The organism is Bacillus sp. 103mf, from assembly GCF_900116295.1.
GTDB classification, from domain to species: domain Bacteria; phylum Bacillota; class Bacilli; order Bacillales; family Bacillaceae_G; genus Bacillus_A; species Bacillus_A bruguierae.
In genome coordinates this window covers 1,135,110-1,155,004 of record NZ_FPAF01000001.1, presented here as the reverse complement: position 1 = coordinate 1,155,004, position 19,895 = coordinate 1,135,110, and the positions used below count along the sequence as shown (strand labels likewise).

At 37.5% G+C, this 19,895-nt stretch carries 17 protein-coding genes; 15 read left to right on the top strand and 2 right to left on the bottom strand.

Features of this window, described 5'->3' with window-relative positions:
• Positions 1 to 22 precede the first annotated feature (22 nt).
• Complete coding sequence (pyk, locus tag BM350_RS05865) at positions 23 to 1,780, top strand: pyruvate kinase (RefSeq protein WP_090916384.1); 1,758 nt, start codon at positions 23 to 25, stop codon at positions 1,778 to 1,780.
• Between the two features lie 87 nt (positions 1,781 to 1,867).
• Positions 1,868 to 2,257 (top strand): FxsA family protein, encoded by a 390-nt coding sequence (locus BM350_RS05860; RefSeq protein ID WP_090916386.1) that lies wholly within the window; start codon positions 1,868 to 1,870, stop codon positions 2,255 to 2,257.
• A 160-nt stretch (positions 2,258 to 2,417) separates the two neighbouring features.
• Here the strand turns inward: BM350_RS05860 and ytvI are convergent, their stop codons facing one another.
• Positions 2,418 to 3,524: a sporulation integral membrane protein YtvI gene (gene ytvI / locus BM350_RS05855; protein ID WP_090916388.1), complete on the bottom strand. Its 1,107-nt coding sequence runs from the start codon at positions 3,522 to 3,524 to the stop codon at positions 2,418 to 2,420.
• Positions 3,525 to 3,823: 299 nt separating this feature from the next.
• On the opposite strand from ytvI, the gene BM350_RS05850 reads away from it, so the two are divergent.
• The 5 genes from BM350_RS05850 (at position 3,824) to BM350_RS05830 (ending at position 8,896) form a co-directional block, all read left to right on the top strand.
• Entirely contained in the window at positions 3,824 to 4,285 is a 462-nt protein-coding gene (locus BM350_RS05850; protein WP_090916390.1) for a DUF441 domain-containing protein, read from the top strand.
• Between the two features lie 428 nt (positions 4,286 to 4,713).
• Complete coding sequence (gene citZ, locus BM350_RS05845; RefSeq protein WP_090916392.1) at positions 4,714 to 5,832, top strand: citrate synthase; 1,119 nt, start codon at positions 4,714 to 4,716, stop codon at positions 5,830 to 5,832.
• A gap of 132 nt (positions 5,833 to 5,964) precedes the next feature.
• A complete protein-coding gene (gene icd, locus BM350_RS05840) occupies positions 5,965 to 7,257 on the top strand; it encodes an NADP-dependent isocitrate dehydrogenase (RefSeq protein WP_139207679.1) in 1,293 nt (430 codons plus the stop codon).
• Positions 7,258 to 7,277: 20 nt separating this feature from the next.
• A complete protein-coding gene (mdh, locus tag BM350_RS05835; protein WP_090916396.1) occupies positions 7,278 to 8,216 on the top strand; it encodes a malate dehydrogenase in 939 nt (312 codons plus the stop codon).
• A 206-nt stretch (positions 8,217 to 8,422) separates the two neighbouring features.
• The gene (locus BM350_RS05830; RefSeq protein ID WP_090916398.1) at positions 8,423 to 8,896 is read left to right on the top strand and encodes a MaoC family dehydratase; all 474 of its coding nucleotides are present in this window, start codon (positions 8,423 to 8,425) and stop codon (positions 8,894 to 8,896) included.
• Positions 8,897 to 8,944: 48 nt separating this feature from the next.
• On the opposite strand, the gene BM350_RS05825 is transcribed toward BM350_RS05830, so the two are convergent.
• Complete coding sequence (locus tag BM350_RS05825) at positions 8,945 to 9,268, bottom strand: YnfA family protein (protein ID WP_090916400.1); 324 nt, start codon at positions 9,266 to 9,268, stop codon at positions 8,945 to 8,947.
• 757 nt (positions 9,269 to 10,025) lie between these two features.
• On the opposite strand from BM350_RS05825, the gene BM350_RS05820 reads away from it, so the two are divergent.
• From BM350_RS05820 to speD, 8 genes are all read left to right on the top strand, one after another.
• On the top strand, positions 10,026 to 10,742 hold the full coding sequence (locus BM350_RS05820; RefSeq protein WP_090916402.1) for a response regulator transcription factor: 717 nt from the start codon (positions 10,026 to 10,028) through the stop codon (positions 10,740 to 10,742).
• Positions 10,735 to 12,495: a two-component system histidine kinase PnpS gene (locus tag BM350_RS05815; protein WP_090916404.1), complete on the top strand. Its 1,761-nt coding sequence runs from the start codon at positions 10,735 to 10,737 to the stop codon at positions 12,493 to 12,495. Before BM350_RS05820 ends, BM350_RS05815 begins: the two co-directional genes overlap by 8 nt.
• A gap of 296 nt (positions 12,496 to 12,791) precedes the next feature.
• A complete protein-coding gene (gene polA, locus BM350_RS05810; protein WP_090916406.1) occupies positions 12,792 to 15,425 on the top strand; it encodes a DNA polymerase I in 2,634 nt (877 codons plus the stop codon).
• A gap of 12 nt (positions 15,426 to 15,437) precedes the next feature.
• Positions 15,438 to 16,268 carry a DNA-formamidopyrimidine glycosylase gene (gene mutM / locus BM350_RS05805; protein ID WP_090916408.1) on the top strand — a complete coding sequence of 277 codons (831 nt, stop codon included), beginning with the start codon at positions 15,438 to 15,440 and terminating at the stop codon, positions 16,266 to 16,268.
• A gap of 390 nt (positions 16,269 to 16,658) precedes the next feature.
• Positions 16,659 to 17,291, top strand: coding sequence for a sporulation membrane protein YtaF (ytaF, locus tag BM350_RS05795; RefSeq protein WP_090916409.1), 633 nt, complete (start codon positions 16,659 to 16,661; stop codon positions 17,289 to 17,291).
• Positions 17,292 to 17,339: 48 nt separating this feature from the next.
• Positions 17,340 to 17,942: a dephospho-CoA kinase gene (coaE, locus tag BM350_RS05790; protein WP_090916410.1), complete on the top strand. Its 603-nt coding sequence runs from the start codon at positions 17,340 to 17,342 to the stop codon at positions 17,940 to 17,942.
• Between the two features lie 109 nt (positions 17,943 to 18,051).
• A complete protein-coding gene (locus tag BM350_RS05785; protein ID WP_090916412.1) occupies positions 18,052 to 19,080 on the top strand; it encodes a glyceraldehyde-3-phosphate dehydrogenase in 1,029 nt (342 codons plus the stop codon).
• Between the two features lie 372 nt (positions 19,081 to 19,452).
• On the top strand, positions 19,453 to 19,836 hold the full coding sequence (gene speD, locus BM350_RS05780) for an adenosylmethionine decarboxylase (protein WP_170857660.1): 384 nt from the start codon (positions 19,453 to 19,455) through the stop codon (positions 19,834 to 19,836).
• Positions 19,837 to 19,895 lie beyond the last annotated feature (59 nt).

Here is a 19,895-nt window from a genome sequence, read left to right as displayed (position 1 = left end):
CATAAATATTCGGAGGTGCGGTATGCGCAAAACTAAAATTGTATGTACAATCGGTCCCGCTAGTGAAAGTATTGAGAAATTAGAACAATTAATCGAAGCAGGTATGAACGTTTGTCGTTTAAACTTCTCTCATGGTAGTCATGAGGAGCATGGATTACGCATTAAAACGATCCGTGAGGCTGCAAAGAAAACAGGTAAAACGGTAGCAATCTTACTTGATACAAAAGGTCCAGAAATTCGTACACATGACTTTGTAGACGGACAAGCTGAACTAAAAACAGGTGCAGAAGTTGTTATTTCTACAGAGCAAGTGTTAGGAACTGCTGAAAAATTCTCTGTAACTTATGCAGGACTTTATGACGATGTAGACCCAGGTTCTCGCATTCTAATTGATGACGGTCTTATTGAGTTAGAAGTAATCGAAAAAGCAAACGGTGATATCCGCACAAAAGTATTAAACAGCGGTATGGTAAAAAATAAAAAAGGTGTAAACGTACCAAACGTAAGTATTAAACTTCCTGGTATTACAGAAAAAGATATTCAAGATATCGTCTTCGGTATCGAGCAAAGCGTTGACTTCATTGCAGCTTCTTTCGTACGTAAAGCATCTGACGTATTAGAAATTCGTGAGCTATTAGAAGCGCACGGCGCAGGACACATTCAAATTATTCCGAAAATCGAGAACCAAGAAGGTATCGATAATATCGATTCTATCCTAGAAGTTTCTGATGGTTTAATGGTAGCGCGCGGTGACATGGGTGTAGAAATTCCACCAGAAGAAGTACCGTTAGTACAAAAACGTCTAATCAAAAAATGTAACGTATTAGGAAAGCCAGTTATCACTGCAACGCAAATGTTAGATTCTATGCAACGTAATCCTCGTCCGACACGTGCGGAAGCAAGTGACGTAGCGAACGCTATTTTCGATGGTACAGATGCAATCATGCTTTCTGGTGAAACGGCAGCAGGTTTATATCCAGTTGAAGCAGTGAAAATGATGGCGAATATTGCATTACGTGTTGAAAAATCACTGCAATATGAAGATATGTTCCAAAAACGTCTACAAGAGCAATCTTGCACAATTACAGATGCAATTAGCCAATCTGTTGCACATACAGCAATCGCACTTGACGTAGCGGCAATCGTAGCTCCTACAGAAAGCGGTTATACTGCAAAAATGATTTCTAAATATCGTCCGAAATCTCCAATTGTAGCTGTAACATCTAATGAGCAAGTATGTCGTCGTCTTGCACTATCTTGGGGTGTGCAAGCGTATATGGCGGAAGAAAAAGCGAAATCTACAGATGAAATGTTAGAAACTGCAATTCAAACAGCTATGGATGCAGAGATGATCGGTCTTGGTGATACAGTTGTAATCACTGCTGGTGTACCACTTGCTGAAACTGGTACAACAAACTTAATGAAAATTCATGTTGTTGGCGAACAAATCGCTAAAGGACAAGGAATTGGCCGTAAAACAGCAAAAGGTAAAGTTGTTGTAGCTAAAACAGCTGAGGAAGCATTAGCGAACGTAACAGAAGGTTCTATTCTTGTTACAGTAAGCACTGATAAAGATATGATTCCTGCGATTGAAAAAGCAGCAGCACTTGTTGTAGAAGAAGGCGGATTAACAAGCCATGCAGCAGTTGTTGGTGTATCAATTGGCATTCCAGTTATCGTTGGTGTAACAACTGCAACTGCTACGCTAAAAAGCGGCCAAGAAGTAACAGTTGATGCGGCGCGTGGAATTGTATATAATGGACATGCGGAAGTGCTATAAGTAATAATATGTGGGGAAGGATGTAAATCCTTCTCTTTTTTTTACAAAATTTGAAAATAAGAAGATTTAGAAAAAGAGGTGAGAGGAATGAAAGTGTTTCTCTTCTTGTTTATTTTAATTCCAGCGTTAGAAATTACAATGTTAATCGGATCGAGTCAATGGATTGGGTTATGGCCGACATTTTGTGTTATTATACTAACGAGTATAATTGGAGCATATATAGCAAAGCGACAAGGGTTAGCAGTATGGAGAGATATTCAATATCGGTTCAGTAGAGGTGAACTTCCAGGTGATGCTGTATTGGATGCGATTTGTATTTTTGCAGGTGGTATACTTCTAATGATACCTGGCTATATAACAGATTGTGTAGGAATAATTTTATTGATTCCAGCAGCGAGAAAACCAGTGAAATATATGGTAATCAAATGGATGGAACGAAAAATAAATCGAAACAATACAATTATTGTGCAAAAATAACGCTTGAGAGAGAAAAACTCTTCAAGCGTTATTTTTTGTCGGAAAAACAGGTGAATATTTATTCATTTGTAGAAAAATGAAGGAAAATATAGTATTTTTATTCATTTTTATAAATAAAAAAACAAGGAGGGACTTCTCCTTGTTTTAGGTGGTGTAGCTATTACCCTTTTATAAACTTCCAAAGATCTTTAAATACATTTGCTTTATGCAATGTATTTAATAAAACGAGTGTTACAGGACCAATAATTAATCCTAAAAAACCAAATAGTTTAAATCCGATAAATAAAGAAAATAATGTTGGCAGTGGATCAAGTCCAATGTTAGATGATAATACCTTTGGCTCCATTAATTGACGCTGCACGATGACAACGATATATAAAATAAGTAAACCAAGTGCGAAGGCGGTATCTCCTGTAAAGAATATATAAATAATCCATGGAACGAAAACAGCTCCTGTTCCTAAGTATGGAAGTAAATCCACAAATCCTGTAACAAGGGCGATTGTAATTGCGTACGGTACACGCAAAATTAATAGTCCAATTAGAACGATAATGGTCGTCATGGATATGAGTGTAAATTGTGCTTTCACAAATCCAAATAAAGCTTTTCGTAAATCCACAAAAATTGTTTTTCCATAACCGTGTAATCGATTAGGTAATAACTTTTCGATTTTACAGGCAAGGCGGTGCCAGTCAAAGCTAATAAAGAAAGTGGCTAACAAGACGAATACGAGAACAGTTAAGGTGGTTGGAAGAGCGCTAATGAAATTTGTTAATCCGCTTATAATGGCTGTCAAAATAGATTTCATTTGCTGTGTTGCTTCTGTACCGAGATTTTGAATGTTTGTTGTAATCGTGCTTTGTTGTGTTGCACCGAGATGCTTAAACTTAGAAATCAAATCGTTGTAGAGTGGCATAATATTGGTAAGTGCAAATTCCTGTAAATACTGAACTAGAGCCGGGAATTTTTCTGGTACGATTTGTAACAAATATGTTGTTGCGGAAATTGCTTCTGTTACAAGATACGTAACGAGCCCGACGATGGCGCCAAAAACAAGAACGAGGCTAATAAATACAGACAAAGCACGAGGGAATCGTAGTTTTTGATCAAGAAAGTTTACAACTGGATTGATTAAATATGCAATTGCAAAAGCGATAATAAATGGATAGACAAGACTTGATATATACAACAGCGCGTATACTCCTAATATAGTTGCTGCAATAACAAAGAGAAGTCGAAGTGCTATGTAGAGTGAATTTCGACTCAAAGGTGTTTTCCCTCCTCTGCAAAAAATGTTACGTATGAGCGAAGCTTGTGTAATGATTAACTTGAAAATATACATCAAATAATGAGGTGCTTCATGCCTCTTCTGTAAATGGTATGGTATGATGTAATATAGATTTTTTCTTTTTTATTTTACCTTTTTCTTATAAGAAAGAAAAGGAAAGTAATCACTTTTGGTATAAGTGGAAACGATTCTCTATTTGAAGAGCGAATTCCTCTTTTTATTTCAGAAAGGGGACATATTTGAGAGCTCTTCATTATTTTCAGAAAGGATGCGACATCATGATTAGTCAGTCGACTTTATTTTTATTCATACTTCTTGTCATCGGACTTATCGCGAAAAATCAATCTTTAACAGTAGCGGTTAGTGTTCTATTTTTACTAAAGTGGACGTTTTTAGGAGACAAAATTTTCCCTTATTTGCAAACGAAAGGAATTAACCTTGGGGTTACCGTTATAACAATTGCGGTCCTTGTCCCAATTGCAACAGGAGAAATTGGATTTAAGCAGCTTGTAGAGGCGACAAAATCTTATTATGCTTGGATTGCTCTCGCTTCAGGAATTGCTGTGGCGCTTATTGCCAAAGGTGGTGTACAACTTTTAGCGCACGATCCGCACATTACAACTGCTCTTGTGTTTGGAACAATTCTTGCGGTAGCACTATTTAATGGAGTGGCGGTAGGACCGTTAATTGGAGCAGGAATTGCATACGCTGTGATGAACATTATACAGCTGTTTAAATAAAAAAATTTATTTTAATATAAAATTTTCGAATTCTTTCCATTCACAAAAGTCAGATAATTGTTTATAATGTATGTAAGGCACTTCTTCGAGTTACATAACAGCATAGACCTACACCAGATAAAATAAAAATAACATGAAATAATTTTGTTAATATTGTTTTATGCTGTTTTTATAGGAAAGCTCTCCGAAATTATATTTCCTCACTATGTGTCGTTTTAGGCGTGGGGGTTCGGGGAGAAGCTCACGCCCATGCTACATAGTGTGGGACGATAGATAGATGTAAAAATGGTAATGATTGTGCCATTGTGTATTTCACTTGTTTAAGAGGTGAACGGGTGCTCATTCACTTTCTTGAACAGTGGAACACACATTTAATTGAGAAAAAGTATTAGGTTGGGGAGAAATTTCGAGGAAAAGGAGAGATTATAATGACTGTTATTCGAGGTTTAGAAGGGGTAGTAGCAACAACATCATCTGTAAGCTCTATTATTGATGATACATTAACTTATGTGGGATATAATATTGATGATTTAGCTGAAAATGCTACATTTGAAGAAGTTGTATATTTATTATGGCATCGCAAACTTCCAAATGAAGTAGAATTAGAGGAATTAAAAACACAGTTAGCCGAGCATGCGGCAGTGCCAAAAGATATTTTGGAATATTTACAACACACAAATTTAACAGTTGCGCATCCAATGTCAGTTTTACGTACAGCAATTTCCATGCTATCATTGTATGATGAAAGTGCTGAATTAATGGATGAGGCATCTAATTATTTGAAAGCGGTTAAACTACAGGCGCAAGTTGCAACTCTTGTTGCAGCATATGCGAGAATTCGCAAGGGGTTACCTGTTATCGAGCCTCGTAAAGATTTATCATTAGCTGCAAACTTTATATATATGTTAAATGATCGTGAGCCAAATGAAGTTGAAATTGAAGCGTTTGATAAAGCGCTTGTACTTCATGCGGATCATGAATTAAATGCATCTACTTTCACAGCACGTGTTTGTGTGGCTACACTTTCTGATGTATATTCCGGTATTACAGCAGCAATTGGTGCTTTAAAGGGACCACTTCATGGCGGAGCAAACGAAAACGTAATGAAGATGCTAATGGAAATTGGCGAAGAAGAAAATGTAGAATCATATATTCATAATGCACTTGACAATAAAGTAAAAATTATGGGCTTTGGTCATCGTGTATACCGCAATGGTGATCCACGTGCAAAACATTTACGTGAAATGTCTAAGCGATTATGCGTGCTAACAGGACAAGAGAAGTGGTATAATATGTCTATTAAAATTGAAGAGCTTGTAACTTCAGCAAAACATCTTCCACCAAATGTAGATTTTTATTCTGCATCTGTGTACCACTGCTTAGGAATTGATCATGATCTATTTACACCAATCTTTGCAGTCAGCCGTATGTCTGGTTGGTTAGCTCATATTCTAGAACAATATGAAAATAACCGCCTAATCCGTCCGCGTGCAGACTATACTGGTCCGATTAACCAACGCTATATACCAATCGGACAAAGAATATAATGCGCTTTCATTAATCTGACTTTTTCGCAAAGATATAATGATTGAAATATTTAGACTTGAATTATGATTTGAACTGAGGGATTTATCCCTCAGTTTCATATATATGAAATTTCAAACATGGGGGTAATCACATTGACTACAGGAGAAAAAATTACCGTAACGAATGGTGTTATGAATGTACCTAACAATCCAATCATTCCTTTTATTGAAGGAGACGGAATTGGACCAGATATTTGGGCAGCAGCATCTCGTGTGTTAGAAGCAGCTGTTGAAAAAGCATATAATGGCGAGAAGAAAATTGTTTGGAAAGAAGTGCTTGCAGGGGAAAAAGCATTTAATCAAACAGGTGAGTGGTTACCAGAAGAAACGTTAGAATTGATTCGCGAATATTTAATCGCAATTAAAGGACCGTTAACAACTCCTGTTGGTGGCGGAATTCGTTCTTTAAACGTAGCACTTCGTCAAGAATTAGACTTATACGTATGTTTACGTCCTGTTCGCTATTTTGATGGGGTTCCTTCTCCTATTAAGCGTCCGGAAGATACTGATATGGTGATTTTCCGTGAAAATACGGAGGATATCTACGCTGGTATTGAATATGCGCAAGGTTCTGAAGAGGTTCAAAAGCTTCTTGCGTTTTTACAAAATGAAATGGGTGTAAAGAAAATCCGTTTCCCAGAAACTTCTGGACTTGGTATTAAACCAATTTCTGAAGAAGGTACAAAGCGTCTTGTTCGCGCTGCGATTCAATATGCAATTAATGAAAAACGTTCTTCTGTTACATTAGTTCATAAAGGTAACATTATGAAATTTACAGAAGGAGCTTTCAAAAACTGGGGTTATGAAGTAGCAGAACAAGAATTTGGCGACAAAGTATTCACTTGGGCTGAATATGATCGAATTGTTGAGAAAGAAGGAAAAGATGCTGCGAATAAAGCGATGGCAGATGCAGAAGCGGCTGGAAAAATCATCGTAAAAGATTCAATTGCAGATATTTTCTTACAACAAATCTTAACACGTCCACGCGAGTTCGATGTTGTAGCAACAATGAACTTAAATGGCGATTATATTTCTGATGCACTTGCAGCACAAGTTGGAGGCATCGGTATTGCACCGGGTGCTAACATTAACTATGTTACTGGGCATGCTATTTTTGAAGCGACACATGGTACAGCTCCAAAATATGCAGGTTTAGATAAAGTAAATCCATCTTCAGTTCTTCTTTCAGGAGTATTGATGTTAGAACATTTAGGATGGAATGAAGCGGCGAATTTAATTACTAATTCTGTAGAAAAAACGATTGCTTCAAAAGTGGTAACATATGACTTCGCACGCCTTATGGAAGGTGCAACTGAAGTGAAATGTTCCGAATTTGCTGATGCCCTTATTAACAATATGGACGCAGCAATTATTAAAAACGCATAATTCAAAGTGGGGGAGAAATTATGACAATCAAACGCAAAAAAGTTTCAGTCATCGGTGCAGGATTTACAGGGGCAACAGCAGCATTCTTATTAGCACAAAAAGAATTAGCAGACGTTGTATTAGTGGACATTCCGCAACTTGAAAATCCAACAAAAGGGAAAGCGTTAGATATGTTAGAAGCAAGCCCTGTACAAGGTTTCGATGCTAATATTATTGGCACATCTGATTACGCAGATACAGCTGATTCTGACGTAGTAATTATTACGGCAGGTATCGCTCGTAAGCCAGGGATGAGCCGTGATGATTTAGTAGCAACAAACTCTAAAATTATGAAAAGTGTAACGCAGGAAATTGCGAAATATTCTCCGAATACAATTATTATTGTATTAACAAATCCAGTTGATGCAATGACATATTCTGTATTTAAAGAAGCTGGATTCCCGAAAGAGCGCGTTATCGGTCAATCTGGTGTATTAGATACAGCTCGTTTCCGTACATTTATTGCACAAGAATTAAATCTATCTGTGAAAGATATTACAGGATTTGTTCTTGGTGGACACGGTGATGAGATGGTGCCGCTTGTTCGTTATTCTTATGCAGGTGGTATTCCGCTTGAAACATTGATTTCGAAAGAACGCCTAGATACGATTGTTGAACGCACTCGTAAAGGCGGCGGTGAAATTGTAAATCTATTAGGAAACGGTAGTGCATACTATGCACCAGCTGCTTCTTTAGTAGAGATGGCTGAGGCGATCTTAAAAGACCAACGCCGCGTTTTACCGGCTATTGCATACCTTGAAGGTGAATATGGCTATAGCGATCTTTACTTAGGTGTTCCAGTTATCCTTGGTGGTAACGGAATCGAAAAGATTATTGAATTAGATCTTCTTCCGGAAGAAAAAGAAGGATTAGATCGTTCTGTAGAATCTATACGCAGTGTAATGAAAGTTCTTGCATAAAAAAGAAGGAAAAAGATTCGGGGTTCCCGAATCTTTTTCCACTATTAGAAGGATGTTTTTGTAAAATAATTTGAAAGCGTTAACAAAGAGGTATCCTACAATATAACACGTAGACTTGTAGCGAATGTTCTCTCGTCTTTATAAAGATTCGTATAATATATCACTTCGAGTAGGATAATGAAAATATCGATCGGAGGGATTGTATCATGTTAAAGAAAAGAAGCAAATTAGGTCGTAAAATGGATGAAATTACATTAGGGGAAAAGTTATCCGTTACAGAGAAAATAGAAGACAAAGATTTGTTATTATATTTAGGATTAACGAATGATTCGAATCCGTTATATATTCAGCATGATTACGCATCCCAAACTCCGTATGAAAAACCAATTGTACCAACTATTATGTTAACGGGGATTGTTACAACTGCAGTTACAAAGTACTTACCTGGTCCAGGAAGTCACGTTGTAAGACAAGAACTCGAATTTGTAAAGCCTGTATATCACTACACAACGCTCCAAATTCATTTTGAAGTTGTTTCCGTTTACCCAGAAGATCATTTCATTGAAATGCAAATGGTTGCGTACAATGAACAGGAAGAAGAAGTAATAAAAGGGTTACTAACAGTAGCACCGCCGCATCATTTAACGACGATATTTGAAAGATCTCTTGATAATTTTTAATGAAAGAAGCTGTCCTAAAAATAGTGTTTTTGGGACAGCTTTCGTTTTTTACCCACGCGGCCACAACATAATAAATACGCCAACGATACAAACAGAAGCTCCAGCCCAGTCGAATAAGTCGGGAGTTTTCTTATCAACCCACCAGCCCCACAGCAAACTCATGACAATAAACACGCCGCCGTAAGCTGCATACACTCTTCCGAAACTTGAGAATACTTGAAACGTAGCGATAACACCATATAAAAATAAAATAACTGCTCCGATGATTCCAATTCCAATAGAACCGCCTTGGCGCAGCCATTTCCAAATAAGGTAACCGCCGCTAATTTCAGCTAAGCCTGCAAGAAAAAAGATAATAAATGCTTTTAACATAAAAGCTCCTTTCTATTCTATATACATCCAAATTAAAAAAACGAAATAAAGTGAAACTTCCATCAATGGGGGTTTTCTTCATCCCCCACTGATGGTTAGTTGAACCAATCGGGCTTTTACGAGCAGTTATCTCCCACCTATCTTCTTTGCTTCTCTCTCAATCTTGAGGTGGGAGTATTACTGCCCGTTAATGCGGGATAAAATCATTCTTTTTCGGAGGGTGAGAGCATTTGGCTATGCGTAGAAACGGTCAGTGCCCTTTCCTGCCACATGCAAGGTAACACAAAGAGAGAAAGCAAGTGCGGGCTCTTCTGCATGGCCGCAATCTATATGTCGAAAAAGAATCAAGATTACTCCACTAGATGCTCTTTACTCTTGAAAAGAAGAGTGGTTTATCCTGCTATTTATGGTCTGTCGCCCCAATGTAAGCTAAGAATATCATCATCAATATATAACCAATAAATATAAGTAGAATATCGTTACCAGTTTTAGACTTACGGTATCTAAATACCCCTTTCTGGAAACAAAGCCTACACTGCTTAATAATATAGGAAAATGTATTTTATCGTTTTCTTGTATAAGGGTAGCATAAAGTGAAACAGCAGTCAGTAGGAGACTGCTTGTAAAGTAGGAAATAAAGTCACATTTTTCAAAGCACAATTGTATTGAGAGGGATTTTGTTTTCTAGTATGATGGAAATATCGGGGAAGGGTATTAGGATGAGGAAGGTTTAGAACCTATAACTTGGAGGAATAGAATGAGCAATCGAATTTTGGTCGTAGACGATGAGGAGTTTATTTTAACTTTAATCGAATTTAATCTGCAGCAAGCAGGGTTTGAGGTTATAACAGCGATGGATGGGGAAACAGCGCTGCATAAGGCACAGACAGAGCGTCCTGATCTCATTATATTAGATTTAATGCTTCCAAAGATGGATGGCATGGAAGTTTGTAAAGAACTGCGTCTAGGGCGGATAATGACTCCTATTTTAATGTTAACTGCAAAAGACGATGAATTTGATAAAGTATTAGGGCTTGAGCTTGGAGCAGATGATTACATGACAAAGCCGTTTAGTCCAAGAGAAGTAGTTGCGCGTGTAAAAGCTATTTTGCGCCGTACGAAAATTCATGATGAACAAGCTCCGGAAGCAGAAGATGAAAATAGTATTATACTTGCTGGGTTGAAAATTTTACCGGATTTTTATGAAGCATACTTTAAAGGAGATAAGTTAGAACTTACACCAAAAGAATTTGAATTACTCGTATATTTAGCGAAACATAAAGGCCGCGTGTTAACTCGCGATCAGCTGCTAAGTGCAGTGTGGAATTATGACTTTGCTGGTGATACACGTATTGTTGATGTTCATATTAGTCACTTGCGAGATAAAATCGAAAAAAACACAAAAAAACCAACTTATATTAAAACAATCCGCGGATTAGGTTATAAATTGGAGGAGCCAAAAGGAGATGAATAAATTTCGCTCAAGGCTTCTCCTTACGTTTATTTCTCTCATTGTACTTATTGTTGTAGGAACAGGGATGTTGATTGAAAAAGTATTTGAAGGATTTTATGTTGATCATGTCCATGAGAGAATCGAGAAAGAAACAAAGTATATTGCTTCTGTCGTTGAGGCGGAAGGAATTGATCATGTTCTAAAGAATCCAAATGTATTTTCGAAATTAGAAGAGCACTTCAGTTTATACGTAACGTTTCTAGATGAACAAAAACAAGTTCAATATGATACTGTAAAAGAGCAGACGGTGTTACATAAAGAAGTGATAGAAGAACTTCTTTCTGAAGCAAGAAACCAACCGCATACAGTGGTAATGAAGGAAACGAAGGATAAATACCCTTATTATTATGCGACTTTTATTCAAGATGCACAGGGGAAGAAAGGGTATCTCATTATTAACGCTTCTATGGAATCTTTGAAAACTGTACATCCCAAAATGTGGGGCTTGTTAATTGTTGGCTTTATTAGTTCTTGTCTCGTTGTTATATTTCTTGGGATGAAAATTACAGCACAATATATTCGGCCGATTGAGTCTGTTACAAAAGTAGCTATTGAATTGGCAAAAGGGAACTATAAAGCGCGTGCTTATGAAAAACATTCAGATGAGACGGGAATGCTCAGTAAGGCAATGAACATTTTAGCACGTAATTTACAAGAGATGACATTAGAGCAAGAAATGCAGCAAGATCGGTTGCATACACTTATTGAAAATATGGGGAGCGGTATGATTTTAATTGATAGCCGTGGTTATATTAGTCTTGTTAACCGCTCTTATAAAGAGATTTTCCATGTAACAGATGAAGAGTATTTGCATCGGTTATATTATCAGGCATTTATACATAAAGAAATTGTCGAACTCGTGGAAGAAATTTTTATGACAGAGGTTAAAGTGCGAAAGCAAATGTTGTTGCCTCTTGAAATTGAAAGAAAACATTTTGAAGTGTACGGTGCTCCTATTATTGGAACGAACCATGAATGGAAAGGAATTGTCCTTGTTTTCCATGATATTACAGAGCTTAAGAAGCTTGAGCAAATGCGTAAAGATTTCTTGGCAAATGTTTCGCATGAACTGAAAACACCAATTACTTCTATTAAAGGATTTTCAGAAACATTACTTGACGGAGCGATGGAAAACCAGCAGTTTCGTGAGCACTTCTTACATATTATTTTGAAAGAAAGCGACCGAATGCAAGCGTTAATTGAAGACTTACTTGATTTATCGAAAATTGAGCAACAAGGGTTTCAATTAAATATGGGTGTTGTCGACTTAAAAGAGCTGCTAGAAGAAGTTGGTATGATATTAAATAATAAAGCAACAGATAAAGACATTCGTTTGCATGTTGATGTGAATGATCATGTTTCTGTCATAGGAGATGCAGTGCGGTTAAAACAAGTTTTTATTAACTTGATGAATAACGCAATTCTATATACGCCGGCCGGGGGAGCTGTTTCTGTTACGTTTTCTCATGATAGCCAAAACGTATATATAAAGGTGTCAGATACAGGTATTGGAATAGAAAAAGGGGAGATTCCTCGTATTTTTGAACGTTTTTACCGTGTTGATAAAGCGCGCAGTCGTAATACGGGTGGTACAGGACTTGGATTATCTATTGTGAAACATTTAGTTGAAGCACATCATGGGATGATTACTGTAGAAAGTAAGATTGGGGTTGGAACGACATTTATTGTTACTCTTCAAAAGTATACGAAATAGATGTTTACATTATATTAACAATAGCTTCATTTTATATTAATAAAGGTCTGTTACTATAATACATGAAAACCCCTTCATCCAAGGAGTAGTTTGGGACGAGGATAAGGAAGCTTATTCTCGTCACTTCCCTTTTGCATGACAAAATAGTTTTCACTTATTATGTTGAATATAGTTATAAAGAAAGCCATTGTTTTTCTTCTCTCTTTCAGTCGTGGTAATATAGAGAGAAGAAAAACAACGGCTTTTTCTATTGTATTGAGAAATCGTTTTAATTTTTTACGGGGAGGTTGTTCCATTTGGAAAAGAAAGTTGTTTTAGTTGATGGAAATAATATTGCGTATCGCGCGTTCTTTGCATTGCCGCTTTTAAATAACGATAAAGGTATACATACAAATGCCATTTATGGTTTTACGATGATGCTAATGAGAATTTTAGAAGAAGAAAAACCAACGCATATGCTTGTTGCTTTTGATGCGGGGAAAACGACGTTTCGTCATAAAACATTTAGTGAATATAAAGGCGGCCGCCAAAAAACGCCACCAGAATTATCAGAGCAGTTTCCATTCATTCGTGAATTGTTAGATGCGTTTCATGTGCCTCGCTACGAATTAGAGAACTACGAAGCGGATGACATTATGGGAACATTGGCGAAAGAAGCGAGTGAGCAAGGGATTGAAGTAAAAGTGATTTCAGGAGATAAAGATTTGCTTCAACTTGTTTCAGACAATACGCGCGTTTGTATTCCGCGTAAAGGAATTACAGAAGTAGATGAGTATACGAAAGAAACGTTATTTGAAAAATACAGCTTATCACCAAAGCAAATTATTGATATGAAAGGACTAATGGGAGATCAATCAGATAATATCCCAGGTGTCCCTGGTGTTGGCGAGAAGACAGCTATTAAATTGTTAACACAATTTGAAACAGTAGAGGCTGTATATGAAAACTTAGACAAAGTGAGCGGTAAGAAATTAAAAGAGAAGCTTGAAGAAAATAAAGAACAAGCATTGATGAGTAAAGAGTTAGCGACAATTATTACCGATGCACCAGTTACAATTCATTTAGAAGATATTGCTTTTAACGGATATGAACATAGCGATGTAATTCCGGTGTTCGAGAACTTAGGGTTCCATTCTCTCTTAACGAAGCTCGGCGCACCGGTTGTAGAAACACCTGCAGCTGAGCTCGATGATATTTCATTTGAAATTGTAGAAGAAGTAACGGAAGAAATGTTGCAGCAGGATAGTGCAATCATTGTAGAAGTGCAAGAGGATAATTATCACGGAGCGGATATTCAAGGGTTTGGTATTCAAAACGAAAATGGATGTTATTTTGTTAAGGCTGATATTGCTCTTTCATCACAGGCTTTTACGGACTGGTTAGCGAATCCGGAAATGAAGAAGTATACATTTGATGCAAAGCGTGCAATTGTTTCGTTAAAGTGGAAAGGCTATGAAATAAAGGGAATTGACTTTGATTTATTAATTGCAGCATATTTACTTGATCCAGCAGAGACAGATAAAGATTTCCGTGCTGTTGCGAAAATGAAAGATATGCATGCTGTGCAGTCAGATGAAGAAGTATACGGAAAAGGTGCAAAACGTGCTGTACCAGAGCAGGAAGTTGTTGCAGAACACGTAGCACGAAAAGTACATGTGTTATATGATGTACAGCAATCGTTTGCTGAAGAGCTGAAAAAAAATGAGCAGTACGAATTATTTACTGAGCTGGAAATGCCGCTTTGCCGCGTATTAGCAGATATGGAATGTAAGGGCGTTGCAGTTGATACGAATCGTCTCCGCGCGATGGGTGATGAATTGGCTACGCAGCTAAAGAAAATGGAAGAAGAAATTTATGAGCTGGCAGGAACAGAATTTAATATTAACTCACCGAAGCAGCTTGGTGTCATCTTATTTGAAACCTTAAACTTACCGGTTATTAAGAAGACAAAAACAGGTTATTCTACATCGGCTGATGTTTTGGAAAAATTAATGGAGCATCATGAAATTATTCCGAAAATCTTACATTATCGCCAGTTAGGGAAATTAAATTCTACGTATATCGAAGGGTTACTAAAGGTTGTATATACAGATTCGTCTAAAATTCATACGCGCTTTAACCAAGTATTAACACAAACAGGGCGTTTAAGCTCAACGGAACCTAACTTACAAAACATTCCGATTCGTTTAGAGGAAGGAAGAAAAATCCGCCAAGCGTTTATTCCGTCAGAAAAAGATTGGGTTATGTTTGCTGCAGATTATTCTCAAATCGAATTACGTGTATTAGCCCATATTTCGAAAGATCACGGTTTAATTGAAGCATTCCAACATGATATGGATATTCACACAAAAACAGCGATGGATGTGTTTGGCGTTGAAAAGGATGATGTAACCTCTAATATGAGACGCCAAGCGAAAGCGGTAAACTTCGGGATTGTATATGGAATTAGTGACTACGGTTTATCGCAAAACCTAGGTATTACGCGAAAAGCAGCAGCTGATTTCATTCAAAAGTATTTAGAGAGTTTTCCAGGAGTCAAAGAGTACATGAGTGATATTGTGCAAGAGGCGAAACAAAAAGGCTATGTATCTACATTGCTAAATCGCCGTCGTTACATCCCAGAAATTACGAGTCGTAATTTTAATGTACGCGGCTTTGCAGAGCGGACTGCAATGAATACACCTATTCAAGGAAGTGCTGCTGATATTATCAAAAAAGCAATGATTATTATGGCGGATCGATTAGAAGAAGAAGGATTACAAGCACGTCTTCTACTGCAAGTGCACGATGAACTTATTTTTGAAGTGCCGCAAGAAGAGGTAGAAAAGTTAGAGAAACTTGTACCTGAAGTGATGGAGCATGCGATTGAGCTTTCCGTTCCATTAAAGGTTGATTATTCATACGGTCCAACGTGGTATGACGCAAAGTAAGGAAGTGATAGTATGCCAGAATTACCAGAGGTTGAAAATGTAAGGCGAACGCTAGAAGGGCTCGTCAAAGGAAAGACAATTGAAGAAGTGATTGTAACATATCCAAATTTAGTGAAAGAACCAGATGACGCTGAACTTTTCAAAGAGATGCTGCGCGGCGAAACGATCGAAGAGGTCAGACGCCGCGGCAAGTTTCTTCTTATATATGTAACCCGTTACGTTATTGTGTCTCATTTACGAATGGAAGGGAAATATATGCTTCACGATAGTGAGGATACAGTGGATAAGCATACACATGTCCGTTTTCGTTTTACAGATGGTACAGAACTTCGTTACAAAGATGTACGGAAATTTGGTACGATGCATCTGTTTGAAAAAGGTACAGAGTTTATAGTTATGCCGCTTGCGGATTTAGGGCCGGAACCTTTTTCAACTGAGTTAACACCTATGTATTTACAAGAAAAATTACAAAAAACTGCTCGGAAAGTAAAGGTTGCCTTACTGGATCAACGTATTTTAGTGGGTCTTGGTAATATATATGTAGATGAAGTGTTATTTCGTTCACGTATTCACCCAGAGCGAGAGGCGTCTTCTTTAACAAATGAAGAATTTGAAACGTTGTACAAAGAAATCGTCGCAACGTTATCGGAAGCAGTAGAGCGCGGTGGAAGTACGATTCGTACGTATGTGAATTCACAAGGAAAGGTTGGTTCATTTCAAGAGCGGCTTTATGTATACGGAAGAAAAGGCGAGCCATGTGAAACGTGCGGCACTTTGCTTGAAAAAACAGTTGTTGGCGGGCGTGGTACACATTATTGTCCGGCTTGTCAGCCGAAAAGTTAAATAAACGAAACAGCGGTAAACAGATTTACTGACAGCAATATCATTTTATCCCGCTATTCGTGGACAGTAAGCCTCCACCTCAAGATTCAAAGAGAAACGTTGTCTAGCTCCAGTGGCTAGAATCTCCGGTCGTTTCGCCCCCTCGGACGAGGCGAAAAACGCCTCTCTGTCAGGGACGTGGGCGTCCTGCGATTCTAAGCGAGCCGCTTCCGCTTTTCTAAAGAAGATAGGTGGGGGCTAACTGTCCGTAAAAGCCCGATTGGGCGGGCTTTCCATCAGTGGTGGATGAAAAAAACACTGATGGAAGTTTCACTTTATTTTTCACAATAACATCGGATAGGCTTTTGTCATATATATAAGCAAAGCTATGTATAGGGAAGGAGCTTATCGATGTATCATTATTTTTCTCTTATTTTATTAGCTTTTACGTTAAGTTTGGATAGCTGCAGTGTAGGGCTTACGTACGGACTCCGTAATGTTCGGATTCCGCTGAAATCAATTGTTGTAATCGGGGTTTGTTCAGCCGTTGTGATGATACTCTCAATGGGAATCGGGCATATGATTGCTCAAATTTTTTCACCGGTGCTGGCGAAAAGAATTGGAGGATTCGTTCTGATAGCAATCGGTGCATGGGTGTTGTATCAATTTTTTCAAAGTGATAAAAAAGAGGATGCGCTGCAAGAAGAAAAAGTATGGAACTTAGAAATTGCGTCTCTCGGTCTTGTCATTCAAATTTTACGAAAACCAACTGTTGCTGATTTTGATAAGTCTGGAACCATTTCTGGAATAGAAGCGCTTCTTCTTGGTGTAGCACTTTCATTAGATTCATTTGGAGCTGGGATTGGGGCATCTTTACTTGGATATTCCCCATTACTGATGGCAGGATTAGTTGCGGTAATGAGCTCGCTATTTTTGTTCAGTGGAATGAAAGTAGGGACAGTATTATCAAATATGCGATGGCTACAAAAATTCACGTTTTTACCAGGTGTATTACTTATTATTATTGGAATTTGGAAAATGTAAGAGACGTGAAACGATTGTTTCACGTCTTTTATTATAAGGAGGATTATGATGACAGTTGTAATTGGATTAACGGGCGGCATTGCCAGTGGAAAAAGTACAGTATCAAAAATGTTTCAAGGTTTTCACATTCCAGTCATTGATGCAGATATTATTGCAAGGGAAGTTGTGGAGCCTGGTAAGGAAGCGTATAACGAAATTGTAAAAGCATTTGGAAAAGAAGTGCTAGGGGACAATGAAGAGTTAAATCGCCCGAAACTTGGTAGCATTGTATTCCACAATGAAGAAAAACGGTTGCTGTTAAATGGTATTGTGCATCCCGCTGTACGAAACGAAATGAATGCGCAAAAGGATAGATACATAAGAGAAAATGCGCAAGCGGTTGTGCTCGATATTCCGCTTTTATTCGAGAGCAAATTAACAAGTATTGTAGATCGAATTTTACTCGTTTATGTGGACAATGAAACGCAAATTACAAGGCTAATGGAACGCAACAATTTTACACAAGAAGAGGCGAAAGCACGAATTGCTGCCCAAATGCCGCTGCAAGAGAAAATAGTATTAGCAGATAAAGTGATTAATAATAATGGCACAATAGAAGAAACGAAAGCACAATTAAGTAGCCTTTTAAAGGAATGGAATATTATTAAATAAAAAATTTTGAAAATGATGAAATTGTTTAGTGACATATCCTCTTTTTGTGTTATACTATTATTGGGATTTGAGATAAATAGTATAACGCAATCAAGGGGGATAACATATTATGATTCGTGTGGCAATTAATGGGTTTGGACGTATTGGGAGAATGGTGTTTCGTCAGGCAGTAAAAGAAAGCGCATTCGAAATTGTAGCAATTAATGCGAGCTACCCATCTGAAACGTTAGCACATTTAATTAAATATGATACAATTCACGGTAAATTTGATGGTACAGTAGAAGCGTTTGAAGATCATCTATTAGTAGATGGTAAAATGATTCGCCTTTTAAACAACCGCGATCCAAAAGAATTGCCTTGGAAAGAATTAGGAGTAGACGTTGTGATTGAAGCAACAGGTAAGTTTAACTCCAAAGAAAAAGCAAGTCTTCACGTAGAAGCTGGTGCGAAAAACGTTATTTTAACTGCGCCAGGAAAAGATGAAGATGTAACAATTGTTGTTGGTGTAAACGACGAACAACTTGATATTACAAAACATATCGTTATTTCAAATGCATCTTGCACAACAAACTGTTTAGCACCTGTTGTAAAGGTGTTAGATGAGCAGTTTGGAATTGAAAACGGTTTAATGACAACAGTTCATGCATACACAAATGACCAAAAAAATATTGATAATCCACATAAAGATTTACGCAGAGCACGTGCATGCGGCCAATCTATCATTCCAACAACGACAGGTGCTGCGAAAGCGTTAGCAAAAGTTCTTCCGCATTTAAATGGAAAACTTCATGGTATGGCACTTCGCGTTCCGACACCCAATGTATCTCTTGTTGACTTAGTTGTAGATGTAAAACGCGATGTAACAGTGGAAGAGATTAATGAAGCATTTATGAATGTTGCGAGCGGTGCATTAAAAGGAATTGTCGCATTTAGCGATGAGCCGCTTGTTTCTATAGATTTTAATACAAATACGCATTCTGCAATCATTGATGGTTTATCTACAATGGTAATGGGTGAGCGAAAAGTAAAAGTACTTGCTTGGTACGATAACGAATGGGGTTATTCTCGTCGTGTTGTAGACCTTGTAAATCTTGTTGTAGGTCAATTTGCGAAACAAGAAAACGTACAACATATTTAATAGATGAGAAAAGGGCAGGCGTTAGCCTGTCTTTTTTTTCTTTTTGTAATAGAAAAAAATTACATATATTTTCTATGTAAATCACCTAGAATAGCTATGAATACTGTGATTTTGAATCTTTTCCTTTTTTTTAGAAAAGTAAAAGGGAAAATGTCGTTGGAAAAATAAAAAAACTGTTGTTGCAAAATGAAAATAAACAAAGTATACTAACATTCGTAAACTTAAGAGCTGAGGTGGTAGTCACTACTTAAAGGGTTAGGACCTCTCTGGACTAACTTTCCCCCGTGGTAGTGGAGCAAGCCAAATTGCAAATTAGTTTTCAATTCGAACAGTTAAATTAAATTAACAAGGGGGAACTGTAGAATGGATACTATGGACACTATGGGTCGTCACGTAATCGCGGAACTTTGGGATTGCGATTTCGACAAGCTTAATGATATGCCTTATATTGAAAAATTATTTGTGGATGCAGCACTTCGAGCAGGCGCTGAAGTACGTGAGGTTGCTTTCCATAAGTTTGCACCACAAGGTGTAAGTGGAGTTGTAATTATTTCTGAATCTCACTTAACAATTCACAGTTTTCCGGAGCATGGTTATGCAAGTATTGATGTATATACTTGTGGTGATCGCATTGATCCAAATGTTGCTGCGGAGTATATCGCTGAAGGATTAGGAGCAAAGACGAGAGAAAGTATTGAACTTCCTCGCGGTACAGGTAGCTTCGAAATTAAGCAAAGAGAGACAAAAGCTCTTTAAAAAAGAAGATAATTGATTTAAAATGTAAAGAGGTGTATAATACACCTCTTTTTAGTTTA

Coding starts and splice junctions, on each gene's coding strand:
- pyk (WP_090916384.1), top strand. CDS start 23: ATGCGCAAAACTAAAATTGTATGTACAATCGGTCCCGCTAGTGAAAGT.
- BM350_RS05860 (WP_090916386.1), top strand. CDS start 1,868: ATGAAAGTGTTTCTCTTCTTGTTTATTTTAATTCCAGCGTTAGAAATT.
- BM350_RS05850 (WP_090916390.1), top strand. CDS start 3,824: ATGATTAGTCAGTCGACTTTATTTTTATTCATACTTCTTGTCATCGGA.
- citZ (WP_090916392.1), top strand. CDS start 4,714: ATGACTGTTATTCGAGGTTTAGAAGGGGTAGTAGCAACAACATCATCT.
- mdh (WP_090916396.1), top strand. CDS start 7,278: ATGACAATCAAACGCAAAAAAGTTTCAGTCATCGGTGCAGGATTTACA.
- BM350_RS05830 (WP_090916398.1), top strand. CDS start 8,423: ATGTTAAAGAAAAGAAGCAAATTAGGTCGTAAAATGGATGAAATTACA.
- BM350_RS05825 (WP_090916400.1), bottom strand. CDS start 9,268: ATGTTAAAAGCATTTATTATCTTTTTTCTTGCAGGCTTAGCTGAAATT.
- BM350_RS05820 (WP_090916402.1), top strand. CDS start 10,026: ATGAGCAATCGAATTTTGGTCGTAGACGATGAGGAGTTTATTTTAACT.
- BM350_RS05815 (WP_090916404.1), top strand. CDS start 10,735: ATGAATAAATTTCGCTCAAGGCTTCTCCTTACGTTTATTTCTCTCATT.
- mutM (WP_090916408.1), top strand. CDS start 15,438: ATGCCAGAATTACCAGAGGTTGAAAATGTAAGGCGAACGCTAGAAGGG.
- ytaF (WP_090916409.1), top strand. CDS start 16,659: ATGTATCATTATTTTTCTCTTATTTTATTAGCTTTTACGTTAAGTTTG.
- coaE (WP_090916410.1), top strand. CDS start 17,340: ATGACAGTTGTAATTGGATTAACGGGCGGCATTGCCAGTGGAAAAAGT.
- BM350_RS05785 (WP_090916412.1), top strand. CDS start 18,052: ATGATTCGTGTGGCAATTAATGGGTTTGGACGTATTGGGAGAATGGTG.
- speD (WP_170857660.1), top strand. CDS start 19,453: ATGGACACTATGGGTCGTCACGTAATCGCGGAACTTTGGGATTGCGAT.